The 13777-nt window shown below is 73.1% G+C and carries 14 protein-coding genes; 9 read left to right on the top strand and 5 right to left on the bottom strand.

Annotated elements, in window-relative coordinates:
- Positions 1-33: 33 nt before the first annotated feature.
- Positions 34-426, top strand: coding sequence for a VOC family protein (locus ABT340_RS38710; protein ID WP_352015906.1), 393 nt, complete (start codon positions 34-36; stop codon positions 424-426).
- Positions 427-431: 5 nt separating this feature from the next.
- Here ABT340_RS38710 and ABT340_RS38705 read toward each other — a convergent pair whose 3' ends face one another.
- Complete coding sequence (locus tag ABT340_RS38705) at positions 432-902, bottom strand: rhodanese-like domain-containing protein (protein WP_352015905.1); 471 nt, start codon at positions 900-902, stop codon at positions 432-434.
- Positions 903-1005: 103 nt separating this feature from the next.
- Here ABT340_RS38705 and ABT340_RS38700 point away from each other — a divergent pair, with 103 nt between their 5' ends.
- The 4 genes from ABT340_RS38700 (at position 1006) to ABT340_RS38685 (ending at position 5251) form a co-directional block, all read left to right on the top strand.
- Positions 1006-1986 (top strand): helix-turn-helix domain-containing protein, encoded by a 981-nt coding sequence (locus ABT340_RS38700; protein WP_352015904.1) that lies wholly within the window; start codon positions 1006-1008, stop codon positions 1984-1986.
- Positions 1987-2021: 35 nt separating this feature from the next.
- A complete protein-coding gene (locus ABT340_RS38695; RefSeq protein ID WP_352015903.1) occupies positions 2022-2888 on the top strand; it encodes an RNA polymerase sigma-70 factor in 867 nt (288 codons plus the stop codon).
- A gap of 23 nt (positions 2889-2911) precedes the next feature.
- Positions 2912-3478 carry a TetR/AcrR family transcriptional regulator gene (locus tag ABT340_RS38690; RefSeq protein ID WP_352015902.1) on the top strand — a complete coding sequence of 189 codons (567 nt, stop codon included), beginning with the start codon at positions 2912-2914 and terminating at the stop codon, positions 3476-3478.
- Positions 3479-3550: 72 nt separating this feature from the next.
- Positions 3551-5251 carry an alpha/beta fold hydrolase gene (locus ABT340_RS38685; RefSeq protein ID WP_352015901.1) on the top strand — a complete coding sequence of 567 codons (1701 nt, stop codon included), beginning with the start codon at positions 3551-3553 and terminating at the stop codon, positions 5249-5251.
- Here ABT340_RS38685 and ABT340_RS38680 read toward each other — a convergent pair.
- Positions 5181-5759, bottom strand: coding sequence for a TetR/AcrR family transcriptional regulator (locus ABT340_RS38680; RefSeq protein ID WP_352015900.1), 579 nt, complete (start codon positions 5757-5759; stop codon positions 5181-5183). The genes ABT340_RS38685 and ABT340_RS38680 overlap by 71 nt on opposite strands.
- A gap of 86 nt (positions 5760-5845) precedes the next feature.
- Positions 5846-6019 carry a hypothetical protein gene (locus tag ABT340_RS38675; protein ID WP_352015899.1) on the bottom strand — a complete coding sequence of 58 codons (174 nt, stop codon included), beginning with the start codon at positions 6017-6019 and terminating at the stop codon, positions 5846-5848.
- Positions 6020-6408: 389 nt separating this feature from the next.
- Here ABT340_RS38675 and ABT340_RS38670 point away from each other — a divergent pair, with 389 nt between their 5' ends.
- The 4 genes from ABT340_RS38670 to ABT340_RS38655 are packed head-to-tail and all read left to right on the top strand — an operon-like array spanning position 6409 to position 12389.
- Complete coding sequence (locus ABT340_RS38670) at positions 6409-9972, top strand: WD40 repeat domain-containing serine/threonine protein kinase (RefSeq protein WP_352015898.1); 3564 nt, start codon at positions 6409-6411, stop codon at positions 9970-9972.
- Positions 9973-10010: 38 nt separating this feature from the next.
- Positions 10011-11453 (top strand): serine/threonine-protein kinase, encoded by a 1443-nt coding sequence (locus ABT340_RS38665; protein WP_352015897.1) that lies wholly within the window; start codon positions 10011-10013, stop codon positions 11451-11453.
- 59 nt (positions 11454-11512) lie between these two features.
- On the top strand, positions 11513-11770 hold the full coding sequence (locus tag ABT340_RS38660) for a metallothionein (protein WP_352015896.1): 258 nt from the start codon (positions 11513-11515) through the stop codon (positions 11768-11770).
- Between the two features lie 28 nt (positions 11771-11798).
- Positions 11799-12389 carry a phosphoribosylanthranilate isomerase gene (locus ABT340_RS38655; protein WP_352015895.1) on the top strand — a complete coding sequence of 197 codons (591 nt, stop codon included), beginning with the start codon at positions 11799-11801 and terminating at the stop codon, positions 12387-12389.
- A 9-nt stretch (positions 12390-12398) separates the two neighbouring features.
- Here ABT340_RS38655 and ABT340_RS38650 read toward each other — a convergent pair whose 3' ends face one another.
- Together ABT340_RS38650 and ABT340_RS38645 are read right to left on the bottom strand one after the other, a co-directional pair.
- A complete protein-coding gene (locus ABT340_RS38650; protein WP_352015894.1) occupies positions 12399-13022 on the bottom strand; it encodes a VanZ family protein in 624 nt (207 codons plus the stop codon).
- Positions 12950-13414, bottom strand: a complete 465-nt coding sequence (locus ABT340_RS38645) for a hypothetical protein (protein ID WP_352015893.1) — start codon at positions 13412-13414, stop codon at positions 12950-12952. Before ABT340_RS38645 ends, ABT340_RS38650 begins: the two co-directional genes overlap by 73 nt.
- Between the last annotated feature and the right edge of the window lie 363 nt (positions 13415-13777).

Below are 13777 nucleotides of genomic sequence, written 5' to 3'. Positions count from 1 at the left end.
CGAGCACGGCACCTCAACCGGAAAGACACTGATATGCGGGCACGTCTGAGTTTCGTGGGAATCGTCGTCAAGGACATGGCCAGGTCGCTGGCGTTCTACCGCCGGCTGGGCCTGGACCTGCCGCCGGAGGCGGACGGGGAGCCGCACGTCGAGGCGGAACTGCCCGGGGGGCTGAAGCTCGTCTGGGACACGGTCGAGACGCTCCACGGTTTCGACCCGGGCTGGCGGCCGCCCACCGGAGGCTCCCGGACGGCGTTCGCCTTCGAGTTCGACACCCCCGCCGAGGTGGACGCCGCCTACGACGAACTCGTCTCCCTGGGCTACGAGGGCCACAAGGAGCCCTGGGACGCGTTCTGGGGGCAGCGGTACGCCATCGTCCACGACCCCGACGGCAACGGCGTCGATCTGCTCGCCGCGAACGGCTGAGGGCGTCAGCAGGCGCAGGAGACGCCGAGGACAGGGGCGGTCAGCGGGTCGGGCGCACGCCGGGAGACCCCCTCCGAGGTCTCGACGGGCAGGCCCTCCCGGGCCCAGTACTCGAAGCCGCCGATCATCTCCTTGACGGGGTGACCGAGCCTGGCGAACTCCAGGGCCGCCCTGGTGGCGCCGTTGCAGCCCGGTCCCCAGCAGTAGGTCACCACGGTCGCCCCCGTGGGGACCACCTCGGCCGCGCGGGCAGCGATCTCGCCGGTCGGCAGGTGTACGGCTCCCGCGACGTGGCCCTGGAGCCAGGCCTGGACGCCACGTGTGTCGACCACGACGACGTCCGGGACTCCGGCCGCCAGGTCGGCGGCCACGTCGGAGACGTCGGTCTCGAAGGCGAGCCGGGCGGCGAAGTGGGCGATCGCCGTGGTGCTCTCGGCGGCGGGGACCGCGGTGACGGCGGATGAGGCGGCGGACATCACATGCCTTTCTCGGAGAACGGTGCCGTGCGTGAGACATGGTTTCGCGCACGGCGCCCCTCCGGCCAGTGGCGTGAACGCCGCTTATCGCTAATATCCCGCCATGTCGCTTCTTTTCCCGGCGCGGCGGGCGCACACCGTGTCCGCCGTCGCCTTCGACGGCATGGCCCCCTTCGAACTCGGCTGCGTGGTGGAGATCTTCGGCATTCCCAGGCCCGAACTCGACGTCCCCTGGTACGAGCTGACGGTCTGCGCCGAGACCCCGGCCGACCTGCGGGTCGTCGGAGGGTTCACCATGCGGGCCGGGCACGGGCTCGACGTGGCCGCGGCGGCGGACACGGTGATCGTGCCCGCGGTCGCGGACGTGCGGGGGGAGGTCTCCGCGGAGCTGGTCAGGGCGCTGCGGACGGCGCACGAGCGTGGGGCCAGGATCGTGTCGATCTGTTCGGGGGCCTTCGCGCTGGCCGCCGCGGGGCTGCTCGACGGGCGTGAGGCGACCACCCACTGGAGGTACGCCGACCTGCTGAGGGAGAGGTTCCCGCTGGTCAGGGTCAACCCCGACGTCCTGTACGTGGACGGCGGGGACGTGCTGACCAGCGCGGGCAGCGCCGCGGGCCTCGACCTGCTGCTGCACCTGGTCCGCACCGACCACGGCCCCGGCGTGGCCAACTCGGTCGCGCGCAGGCTGGTCGTCCCGCCGCACCGGGAGGGCGGGCAGGCCCAGTTCGTCCAGGCCCCGGTGGCGCCCGCGGAGGGGGACGACGCGGTGGCCGTCGCGATGGCCTGGGCGCTCGGGCACCTGGCCGAGCCGATCACGGTCGCCGGGATGGCCGGGGCCGCCCGCATGTCGCAACGCACCTTCCTGCGGCACTTCGCCCGCCAGACCGGGACGAGCCCGCTGCGCTGGGTGATCTCCCAGCGGATCGCGGCCAGCCTGGAGCCGCTGGAGTCGGGCTCCGCCTCGATCGAGGAGGTCGCGGCGGCGGTGGGCTTCGACAGCGCCGTGACCTTCAGGCACCACTTCGCCAGGACGATGCGCACCTCGCCCTCGGCCTACCGCAGGGCCTTCAGGGAGTCCCCGTGAGCCGGGCGCCCGCTGAGCTCTGGGACCCTGGACGGATGGTCGATGAGTTCGAGGAACTGCGGCGGCGGATGTTCGGCCTGGCCTACCGGATGCTCGGTTCGGCCGCGGAGGCGGAGGACGTCGTCCAGGACGCCTACCTGCGCTGGCACACCGCCGACAGGCGGAACGTGGAGACGCCGGGGGCGTGGCTGGCCAAGGTGGTCACCAACCTCTGTCTCAACCGGCTGACCGCCGCCCGCGCCACCCGTGAGAGCTACGTCGGCCCCTGGCTTCCCGAGCCCGTCGAGTCGGCGGCGCTCGGCCCGTTGGAGACCGCCGAGCAACGTGACGCGGTCTCCATGGCGTTCCTGACGCTGCTTGAGCGCCTCACCCCTCCGGAGCGCGCCGTCTTCGTGCTCCGCGAGGCCTTCTCGTACGGCTACCGCGAGATCGCCGAGGTGCTCGACCTCTCGGAGACCCACTGCCGTCAGCTCCTGATCAGGGCGAGGAAGCGGATGGGCGAGCCCCGGAGGTTCGACGTGCCCGGGGAGCAGCGGCGCAGGATCGTCGAGCGGTTCCTCGACGCCGCGCGGGGCGGCGACCTCGCCGAGCTTGAGCGGCTGCTCGCCGTCGACGTGGTCGTCTGGTCCGACGGCGGTGGCCGGGTCGGCGCCGCGCTGCGCCCCGTGGAGGGCCGGGACAAGGTCGTCCGCTTCCTGGCCGGGATCGCCGCCAAGTTCGGCCCCGGGGGCGGGTTCGCCCACACCGAGGTCAACGGCGAGGAGGGGATCGTGGTGTGGGCCGGGGACGTGGTCGTCGCGGTCTTCGCGATCGAGGTGACGGAGGGGCGGATCACGGCGGTGCGGGCCGTGCTGAATCCGGACAAGCTCTCGCGCTTCACCGCCCCGGGTTGCCAAGAATAAGCAGACCGGTCTATTTTTTGGCCATGGGACGCAAGGGTGAGGAGACCAGGACGCGGCTGCTCGACGCGACGCGGGAGCTGATCGAGAGCGGCGGCTACTTCGGGGCCGGGCTGAACCAGGTGGTCGCGGCCAGCGGAGCGCCGCGCGGCTCGCTCTACTTCCACTTCCCCGGCGGCAAGGACCAGCTCGTCGGTGAGTCCGTACGGCGGGCGGGCCACGAGGTCGGCCGGATCGTGCGGGAGCTTGCCGAGTCCGCGCCCGACGCCGTGAGCCTGGTCACCGGGGTGCTCGCGCTGCTGGGTGACCGGCTTGAGGCCTCCGGGTGGCGCAAGGGCTGCCCGGTGGCCACGGTGGCGCTGGAGATGGCGGCCGTCAGCGACCCGCTCCAGGAGGTCTGCGCCGAGGTCTACGGCTCGTGGGAGGAGGCGCTGCGTCACCGGCTGGCCGTGGACGGGCACCCGGAGCCCGCCGACACGGCCGCCACGGTCCTGGCCCTGATCGAGGGCGCGCTGCTGCTGGCCAGGGCGCATCGCAGCCGGGAGCCGCTCGACCGGGTGGCGCGCGGGACCGCCACGCTGCTGAGGCCGTAACGCGGGAACCCCTCCCCGGCTCCCTTCGTATGTCCATAAAATATGTAGACCGATCTATTATGAGGTGATCGCGTGACCCCCGACTCCATCGTCTTCGGCGCGGCGGGATTCATCGGCCGCTCCCTGGTCGCCGAACTCCTGCGCAGGGAGCGCGTGGTGGCCGCCGCCCTGCGCGGACCGGCGGACCGGCTGACCTCCTGGCTCGCCGGGCAGGGCGTGGACACCGCGCGGCTGACCGTCGTGACCGCCGACATCGCCGTCCCCGGGCTCGGGCTCGGCGCCGCGCCGGACCTCGGGCGGGTGCGCGACGTCTACAACACCGCGGCACGCTTCGCCTTCGGACTGGGCATCGCCGAGGCGAGGGCGGCCAACGTGGCCGGGGCGGTCAACGTGGCCGACTGGGCGGCCACCCGCCAGGGGCTGCGGCGCCTGGTGCACGTCAGCGGCTACCGTGTCAGCGGCGGTCCTCCCGACTACCGCCGTGACGGGGCCTACGAGGCCTCGAAACGGGAGGGCGACGCGGCGGTGCGCGCCCGCGCCGCGGAACTCGGCGTCCCGCTGACCGTCGTCAACCCCAGTTCGGTCACCGGTGAGGGGCAGTTCATCGGCCTCGCCTCGGTGGTGCGCGACCTGTGGCGTGGCCGGCTGCCCCTGCTGCCCGGGGACGGCAGGACCTTCCTGCCGGTCGTGGACATCGGCTACCTGGCCCGCTTCATGGCGGAGGTGCCCGGCCACGAGGAGACGGCGGGCGAGGCCTACTGGGTGCTCGACGACCGGACGCCGAACCTGCCGGAGCTGGCCGGGCTCCTGGCCGCCCACCTGGGAGTCCGCCCTCCGCGCGCGACGATCCCGGTCCCTCTCGTACGGCGGCTGCCCCGCGCCCTGACCGGCGCCGACCCGGAGACGCTGTCGTTCATGTCCGGCGACCGCTACGAGACGGCCCCCGCCCTGGCCTTCGCCGAGCGGGCCGGTCTGCGCATGCCCCCGGTGGAGGAGATGCTCAGGACCTGGGCGGACGGGCTGGTCGGCGCCGGGTTCGGGGAGGGGGAGGCGCCGCGCGGGCCGTACGGGTTCCGGGACGTGGCGGGCAGCCGTACCTGGGTGGCGGGGGAGCGGGAGAGCCCCCGGTACGTGCTGCTGCACGGGCTGCCGCTCGACGCCCGCTCCTGGGCGGAGGTGAGCGAGTCGCTCGACGGTCCCGTCCTGGCCGCCGACCTGCCGGGACTCGGCCGCTCCTCGCCCGCCCGCTCACTGGGGGAGTGGACCGAGGCGTTGCTCGAACCGGCGGGGACGCGCCCGGTGCTGGTCGGGCACTCCTTCGCCTGCGGGCCCGTCCTGCGCTACGCGCTCGCACGTCCTGAGCGGATCTCCGCGGTCGTGCTCCTGGCCCCGGCCTTCCTGCAGGCTCCGGCGGGGTGGCCGGCCCGCTCGGCCTTCGGCGCCGCCGTACTGCGCGGGACGTCCCCGGCGCGGCTGGCGGGCAGACTCGGCGTGCCCGAGGGCGCGCTCGCCGACCTGCGCCGCCCCGGTGCCGCCCGGCGGGTGATCGGGGCGATGCGCGCGGGCTACGCGGCCAGGGAGGAACTGCGACGGGCGCTCGGCCGGGCCGAGGTCCCGGTGACGATCGTCACGGGCGCGGCCGACCCGCTCGTGGTGGGTGAGGCCGACGTCGTGATCGAGGGCGCGGGGCACTACCCCCAGCTCACCCATCCCCGGCGGGTGGCGCGTGTCCTGCGAGAAGCCGCAGGGCGAGTTCTTCCAGCGCGGCTGTGATCCGCTCGGGTCCGAGCCCGCGACCCTCACGCTGGAAGGTGTAGACCTCGGGGGCGAGCGGGGCGAGCGCGATCTCGACGAGCGCGTCCGGGTCGGGCACGTCGGCGGCGACCAGCAGCGAGCGCACGTGCGCCCGCCAGAAACCGTAGGCGCCGGTGGCGAAGCGCGAGCGGCCCGTCTCCGCGCCGAGCACCAGGTGGGAGTGGGATTCGAGCAGGCCGACCATCGCGGCGTAGAAGGCGGCCAGCCGCCGCGCGGGCGTGGCACCGGGGCCGAGGGGCGGCCGGCCTCCGATCAGTTCGCGCTGCAGGGCCTTCTCGTGCTCGTCGAGCATCGCGGTCGCGATCGCGGCCCGGTCGGGATAGCGGCGGTACAGGGTGCCCCGGCCGACTCCCGCCGCCCTGGCGATGTCCTCCATGGTGACGTTGGGCGCCCCTTTGGCGGCGAACAGCCGCTCCGCGGCCTCCAGGATGCGCGCCCGGTTACGCGCGGCGTCTGCTCTCTCCATGCCCCCAGGGTATAGGTGGACACTGTGTCCGGATAATGCGGGAGGACCCGCGGGTCGCGGGTCCTCTCGGCTGGCCGGGCGGTCGGTCAGGCCGCGGGAGTGGGGCCGCTCGTGGCCGGAAACCGCAGGACGTTGCGTCCTGTGTAGGCGCGCAGATCGACGACCTTGGTGTCGGACGCGCCGCCGCGGCGCCGTACCGACCGGATGTCTCTGATCTTGAGCCGCGCGACGGACGGCGGCACAAGCACAAGTCTCTTCATTGAGCCCCCCGCGTGACGCTTTCGTTACACGAAATGTCTACAGATCGTCCCGTAAAACCGTCGTAAAGAACTGATCGTCAGTAGGGAAGCCTGCGGCCTGACGGGGTGCGAAGGTCCAGGTCGAAGGCGCGGGTACGGCGACGCCGGTGCTGCGAACGGGCGACTTTCGCGTGACGCATGGCTCGTCCCTCCTCTTGCTCGGGCTCGCCGGCCGGGGGTCGGCGGGAGCCCGCCCACGCTTGCCAACCTAGTTCTCCCCGGTGAGCCCTATCAACCGGTTTGATCGCGGCCGGACGACGCCGCTGACCTGGGGAACGCCTGAGTGCGTGACATCGGCCGAACTATGGTGTCCAGCGGCGCGTCCAACAAGCCGGTGAACGGAGGCGGGAATGAGCACCGGACTGGTCGACGGAGATCCGCAACGGCTCGGCGGCTACTGGCTGGCGGGCCGGTTGGGCGCGGGCGGACAGGGAGTGGTCTACGAGGCCTACGACGCACGGGGCGAACGGGTCGCGGTCAAGGTGTTGCACGGCGACGCGGCGGCCGACCCCGAGTTGCGCGAGCGGTTCGGCCGCGAGGCGGCCTCCGCCAGGCGGATCGCCTCCTTCTGCACGGCCGCCGTGGTGGACGCCGACCTCGAAGGGCCCAGGCCGTACATCGTCTCCGAGTACGTCGAGGGACCGAGCCTGCGCAGGGCCGTCGTCGACGGGCGCCGCTTCACCGGCGGTGACCTGCACCGCCTGGCCACCGCCGTCGCCACCGCGCTGACCGCGATCCACGAGGCCGGGGTCATCCACCGAGACCTCAAGCCCGACAACGTGCTGCTCGGCCCCGACGGCCCCCGGGTGATCGACTTCGGTGTCGCCCGGATGGCCGACATGTCGCTGACCGCGACCGGGATGGTCGCGGGGACCCCCACCTACATGGCCCCCGAGATCTTCATGGGGGAGCGCGCGACCGAGGCCGTCGACGTCTTCGCCTGGGGCGGGGTCATGGTCTTCGCCGCCACAGGACTCGACCCGTTCAGGGCGGAGAGCCTGGGCGGTGTCATGCACCGGGTGCTCTCCGTGCAGCCGCAGCTGGACGTACTGCCCGAGCAGCTCCGTCCGCTGGTGGCCGCCTCCCTGGCCAAGGACCCCACGGCCAGGCCCGCCGCCAGGGAACTGCTGCTCGCCCTGATCAGCGGGGGCGGCTCGCTCGACACCCGGCGGCTGCTCGCGGCGGGCAGCGAGACGGGCGGCCGGATGCACACCGGCTCGAACGACCCCGCGCTCGGCGACCTCGCCGAGGAGGCCTTCGGCGCGCTCGGGCAGGCCGAACGGGAAATCGCCCCCGAGGTGTTCCTCCGGCTCGTCACCGTGACCGACGACGGAGAGCTCACCGTACGGCGCGCCCAGCTGGCCGAACTCCTCCAGGGAAGGGGCGAGGAGGAGATCGCCGCCGTCCACCGGGTGCTCGCGGCCTTCACCTATCTGGTCGGCCGCGACGAGCAGGCGCTGTGGCTCTCGCGGCCCGCCCTGACCCAGGCCTGGCCCCGGCTGCGTCAGTGGGTCGGGGCCAACCGCGACGGCCTGGTCGTGCACCGGCACATCCTCACCGCGGCCTGGCGCTGGCAGAGCCAGGGCCGCAGGGACGGCGACCTGTTCCAGGGCAGCAACCTGGAGAACGCCATGAACTGGGCGGCGACGGGACGGCGCAACATCACACTGAGCCCGGTCGAACGCGACTTCCTGGAAGCGGGAGCCGCCCTGGCCAGGCGCCGCGCACGCAGGGGCAGGCTGCTGTCCGTGACGCTGGCCGGGCTGCTGGCGGTCGCGCTGGCCGCCGGGGTGCTGGCCGTACAGCAGGGCAGGGTCGCCGAGGCGCGCAGCGTCACCATCGCGCACCAGCGCGACCAGGCGCAGGCCCGCCAGCTCGCCGCGACCGCCGAATCGCTGCGCGTCTCCGAGCCGGTCAGGGCCATGCTGCTCAGCGTGGCCGCCTGGCGGCTGAACCCGGTGGTCGAGGCGAGAGCCGCCCTGACCGGCTCGCTGGCCCAGCGTGAGACGGCCGCCTTCCACGACCCGGCGGCCGGGGTGCACACGCTGCGGGCGCTGAGCCGTGACGGGCGCGTCCTCGTCAGCGCCGGCGACGGACAGGCGCGCGTCTGGGACGTGCGGACCGGCGGACGCGCCGGCGGGTTCGACGGGATAGGCGACGAACTGACCGGGATCGCGCTGAGCCCGAGCGGCAGGCTGCTCGCCGTGGTCAGCGGGACGAAACTCACGATCTGGGACATGACGACCGGCAAGCCGACCGGTGCGACCCTCACCGTCCGGGGCAGGGGCGTCGACGGCATATCCCAGGTGGCCTTCGGCCGCTCGGAGGACCTGGTCCTGGTCAGCAGGGGCGAGGGGCTGATGGTCTGGAACCGGCGGACGGGCGGTGAGGCGGCCCCGTTCACCGCGGGCATGGGTTTCGACACCTCGCCGGACGGCACCGGGCTCGCCGTCGCCGACCTCGGAGGGAACGCGACGGTCACGACCCTCGCGGACGGCCGCAAGGTGTCGCTCGGACAGCGGTGCACCTGCGTGCGGCGCGTCGCCTACAGCCCGGACGGCAAGGTCGTCGCGGTCCGCACCGGAGCGCTCATCCGGCTCCACGACGCCTCGACCGGCGCCGATCTGCAACGTTCCTTCACCGACGCCGACGTGCAGCGCTCGTTCGACGAGGGAGACGCGGACACGCTGGTCTTCAGCCCCGACGGGCGGTTCCTGGCGTCGGTGAGCGAGCGCAACATCAGGCTCTGGCGCGTCGCGGACGGTGCCCTGTTGTTCACCCACGCCGTCGCCGCGTTCAGGCCGGTCGCCGCCTTCGACCCCGACGGGCGCACCCTGCGCTACCTGTCGGAGGACTCGGTGACCAGCCTCGACATCGCCTTCGCGACCGCCCCGGCGCCGCTGGGGAAGGCGGGCTTCGCCAGGGCGGCGCTCAGCCCCGACGGCCGCCTGCTCGCCTCGAAGGGGGAGGGGCCGGGGAAGGTCGTCCTGTGGGACGTGCGCGGACGCAGGTCCCCGGCGGCCCTGGACGTCGGCTCACAGGACCCTGGTGGCTACTTCGAGATGGCCTTCAGCGGCGACGGGAGACGGCTGGCGGTCGTCACGGGCGACATGGCGGGCGAGGTGCAGATCTGGGACGCCAGGACGTTCGAGAAGGTCATGACCGTCACCGCCCCGAGACAGGGCAACGTGACCGCCATCGCGGTGAACGCCGACGGCACCGCCCTCGCCGGATACGTCGCCTACCCCGACTCCCCGACCGGGGACGGCGGGGAGATCCACCTGTGGGACGTGCCGGGCGGCCGGCACCGCTGGGCGAGGAAGCAGGGCTACCCTGACGGCCTCCGCTTCGCCCCGGACGGCAGGACCCTGGCGGTCGCGGGCGGTGAACAGCGCCTGCTCGACACCCGCACGGGCAAACCCTTCGGCCCCTCGTACGGCTCGCCGACCGTCGGCGTCCCCGTCCTCTCGCTCGCCTTCGGCGGGGACGGCTCCCGCTTCGCCATCGCCGACCAGGCGGGACGGCTGTCGGTCTGGGAGACCTCGTCGAGGAAGCAGGTCGGTGAGACGGTCAGGACGGGGGCGGGCGAGACCCCCCTGCTGACCTACTCGCCGCGCGGCGACGTGATCGCGGGCCGGGTGGACGGCGGCTCCGTGGCGCTGTGGGACGTCGAGACCGGGCGCCGCCTCGGCGCGCCGATCGCGACGGGGCCAGGAGAGCCGAAGGCGCTGGCCTTCACCGGAGACGGGACGCGCCTGGTCGTCGCCGACTCCTCGGGAGTCCTGGCCGAGCACCCGGTGGAGCCGGAGGCCGTGGCGAACGCGGTCTGCGCGAGGGCGGGCCGTACGCTCTCGGCGCAGGAGTGGCGGACCTACCTGGGGGAGACGCCGTACCGTGATGTATGCCCTCGATGACCCAGAACTTTCCGGTCTGAGATCGCATCCAACACCGTATGAGAGTCGCGGCGAGGCTGATCGAGGGGGACCCGCACCGTCTGGGGGACTACCGGCTGGCGGGCCGTCTTGGGGCGGGCCGCCGGGGCGTGGTCTACGAGGCCTACGACTCCGGAGGGCGGCGGGTGGCGGTGAAGGTGCCGCACGGAGACCCCGAACTGTGGCGGCCACTGGCCGGGGAGGTGGCCGCGGTCCGCGCCGCCGCGCCGTCCTGCACGGCCAAGGTGATCGACGCCGACTGCGTGGGGGCGCGGCCGTACGTCGTCAGTGAGTACGTGGCCGGACCGAGCCTGCGTGGGGCGGGGCGGATCCTGGCCGGGCCCGACCTGCTCCACCTGGCCGCGGCCCTGGCCACCGCGCTGACCGCCCTCCACGAGGCCGGGGTCGTCCACCGTGACCTCACCCCGGACAACGTGCTTCTGGGCCCCGACGGTCCCAGGGTCGTCGGGTTCGGGCCGCTCTCCCCGACGGAGACGACGCTGACCTGGCCCAGGCTGGCCATGAACGCCCCGGCCTACACCGCGCCGGAGGCGTTCACCGGACGGGAGCCCGGCGCCGCCGCGGACGTGTTCGCCTGGGGCGCGGTCGTGTTCTACGCCGCGACGGGGAGGGACGCGTTCGAGGGCACCAGTCTGGGGACGGTCATGCACCGTGTGCTGTCGGTCGATCCCGACCTGGACCCGATCCCGCAGCCGTTGCGCGCCCTGGTCGCCGACTCCCTGGCCAAGGACCCCGAGCGCAGGCCCGGGGCCCGGGACCTGCTGCGGGCCCTGGTCTCCGCGGACGCGACCGTCCGGCTCAAGGCCCCCTGCCTCGCCCCCGACTGCCTCACACACGCCTCCCCCACCGCGGCCTGCCTGCCGGCGGCCTGTCTCGTGCCCTCGGGCGGCGACATCCCCGGATGGGCGGCGGAGACGTTCACCGCGGAGGCGCCGCTCACCACGGAGGCGGTCCTCGGCGGGCGGGTCTGTCTCGCCGACGCCCTGCTGGCCGCCCGCGTGCCGCTCACCCTGGACTTCCTGCTGGCGGCGGGCGACGCCATGGCGGCCAGGCTGCGGACCCCGTACGACGACCCGGGACTGGGCGCGGTCGCGGAGGACGCCTACGTCACGCTCGACCCGGCCGACCGGCCGTTCGCCTCGGCGATGTTCCTCAGGCTGGCGGACGGGCGCGGCGGGCCGCGTGGCGCGGGGGAGGCCGAGGAACGGATCGCCGAGGCGTTCGGACCGCTGGTCGTCCGTGCGGGGGACCTGGCCCGCCTGGCCGATCCGGCGCTGCCGTACGCCTGGCCGAGGCTGGCCGGGTGGATCGAGGCGGACCGTGACGCGCGGGCCCGCACGGCCCGCGACCGCCTGTACTGGCTGGGGCTGACGGTACTGCTGACCCTCGCCCTGGTCGCGGCCCTGGTGGCCGCCCTCGGAACCGGCGGCCGGCCTGTCTGAGCCCTCCCCCGGCGGGTAGGCATAGCCGGGAGTACGCCGTGAGTTTTCGGGGGGAAGACATGGCGCGATGTGAGGTCTGCGGCAACGACTACGACATGAGCTTCGAGGTGCACGCGCAGGGGGCCGTGCACGTCTTCGACAGCTTCGAGTGCGCGGTCCACCGGATGGCCCCGGTGTGCGAGCACTGCGGGGTGAAGGTCGTCGGCCACGGGGTCCAGGTGGGCAGGAGCTGGTTCTGCTGCGCGCACTGCGCCCGTCAGGAGGGGGAGGAGGCGATCGTCGACCGGGTCGGCATCCCGATGCAGCAGGGAGCCTGAACCGTTCGGGCACCGCTAGGGTGCAGGGGTGTATGTGAAGATCTGCGGGCTGCGAGAGCCCGGCCACGTCACGGCCGCCGTCGAGGCGGGAGCCGACGCGATCGGCTTCGTCCTGACCCGGAGCCCCCGGCGGATCACCCCGGAGCTCGCCCGTGAGCTGGCCGCCGAGGTGCCCGCCCATGTGCTGACCGTCGCGGTCTTCGCCGGTGAGACCCCGCAGGAGGTACGGCGGGCCGCGACCGAGTCGGGGGTGCGGGCCGTGCAGCTGCACGGCGCCCATCCGCACGAGGACTTCACCGCGCTCAAGGACCTCGGCCTGACACTGGTCCGTGCCGGGGCGGCGGCGGGCGCCGACCTGCGCTGCGGAGCCTTCGACGAGGACATGCTCATCGTCGACGCCCCCCGCCCGGGCTCGGGGGAGCCGTGGGACTGGGCGGCGGTGCGCGGCCTCCCGCAGGGCCGCTGGATGCTGGCCGGAGGACTCGGCCCGGCGAACGTCGCCGAGGCCGTGACCGCCGCCCAGCCGTGGGGGGTCGACGTCTCAAGCGGTGTCGAGACCGCTCCCGGGGTGAAGGACGCCGGGCTCATCAGGGAGTTCGTGGCCGCCGCGCGCGGCTGAAGTCCCCGGCTACCCGGTGCCCCCGGGCGTCCGGGACGGCCGTTCGGCCGGGATCGCGGGCGTTCCGCGTGGGGAGCGGGGAGCCGTTCGCAGGACGGGCAGCGCCGTCCCGGCTCCCGCGAGGGCGCCCAGGACGTTGAAGAGCACGTCCGCCGCGTCGCAGCTACGCCCCTCCGAGAACGCCTGGGCGATCTCCAGGGCGAGGGAGGCCGCCGCCAGCCCCGTCACGACCGCCAGCGGGCGGCGGGTCACGAGGACCCCCAGCAGGGCGGGCGCGGCGTAGAGCAGGAGGTTGAGGAGGTTCTGGGCCTCCGTGAGGGAGGCCGGGCCGCCGGTCGCGCAGAAGGCCAGGCCGTGCGTGGTCAGACGCGTCGGCATCGTGAGGGCCGGGATCACGGCCAGGGAGAACAGCCAGAGGAACGCCGTCGGCCGCCGCACGCGGAACACCGCCGAGGCTCTTCGGCTCAGCGGGACGCACAGTCCGGTGAGGACCGTCAGCAGGCAGACGACCGGCAGCCAGAGGTCACGGTTGGCGAGGAAGACCTCGACGGGCAGGGGGATCAGCAGTCGCCCCAGACCTTCGTGACGTACTGGAAACGGGTCGCGGTGTTCAGCATGATCCCGTGGTAACACCCGGAGGGAAGGGAGAGGGAGAAGCTCCTGAAGGTGGTGCCGCCCGCCCGCGCCGTCACGGCCGGGCCGTAGACGGGCCTCTTGATCCCGACGCCCGAGCTGTTCGTCTGCTGGTAGCCGAGCCGGACGTTCGTCGCCCCTCCCCGCGCCTTGTCGTAGGCGACGTTGATCCGGCGCAGGGACCTCCCCTTGACGCAGAACCCGGCGCTGAGCGTGCCGTTGTCGAGGTAGCCGAACGCGGAGCCGGAGAAGGTCAGGGAGGGACCGCAGTCGCCGACGGAACCCGTGTCCCCGGCCGCGGCGCTCCCCGCCCAGACGGCCGCGCAGGCGATCGCCGAGACGGTGAGAAATGCGGCCGGCGTGACGAGGGAGGGCAGGAGGCGATCCAGCAAGGCGAGTCCTTCCGCTGGTGGGTTCGCGGCGGCAGACGGCGCAAGAAAAAGGGCATAAATGACAAATTATGATTTGTGGGCAATGTTCTAATTGTCGGATATCTTTGTTTTTCTCTCGCGCTTCGCGGTCAGGGGGAACCTATCCGCAAACCGGCACGTGATCAACGAAGCTCGACCGGGGTCGCGCCGTGGTATCGGGTCCCGTGCAGGTCAGGGCTTGTGCGGACTGCCTGTTATGTGGGATTTGTGAAATATATTCGCGCCGTCGGCGAGGAATCCTTCACGGTCCTACATAAACCTGTGTGCGTCCTACAGAAACCGAAACTCAATGTGCGAACAGATCGTCGCAATCATGTGGCTGCC

It is taken from the genome of Streptosporangium sp. NPDC000239 (assembly GCF_040300765.1).
Taxonomy (GTDB): domain Bacteria; phylum Actinomycetota; class Actinomycetes; order Streptosporangiales; family Streptosporangiaceae; genus Streptosporangium.
The sequence above is the reverse complement of the archived record's forward strand: the minus strand, read 5'-3'. Positions and strand labels throughout refer to the sequence as shown.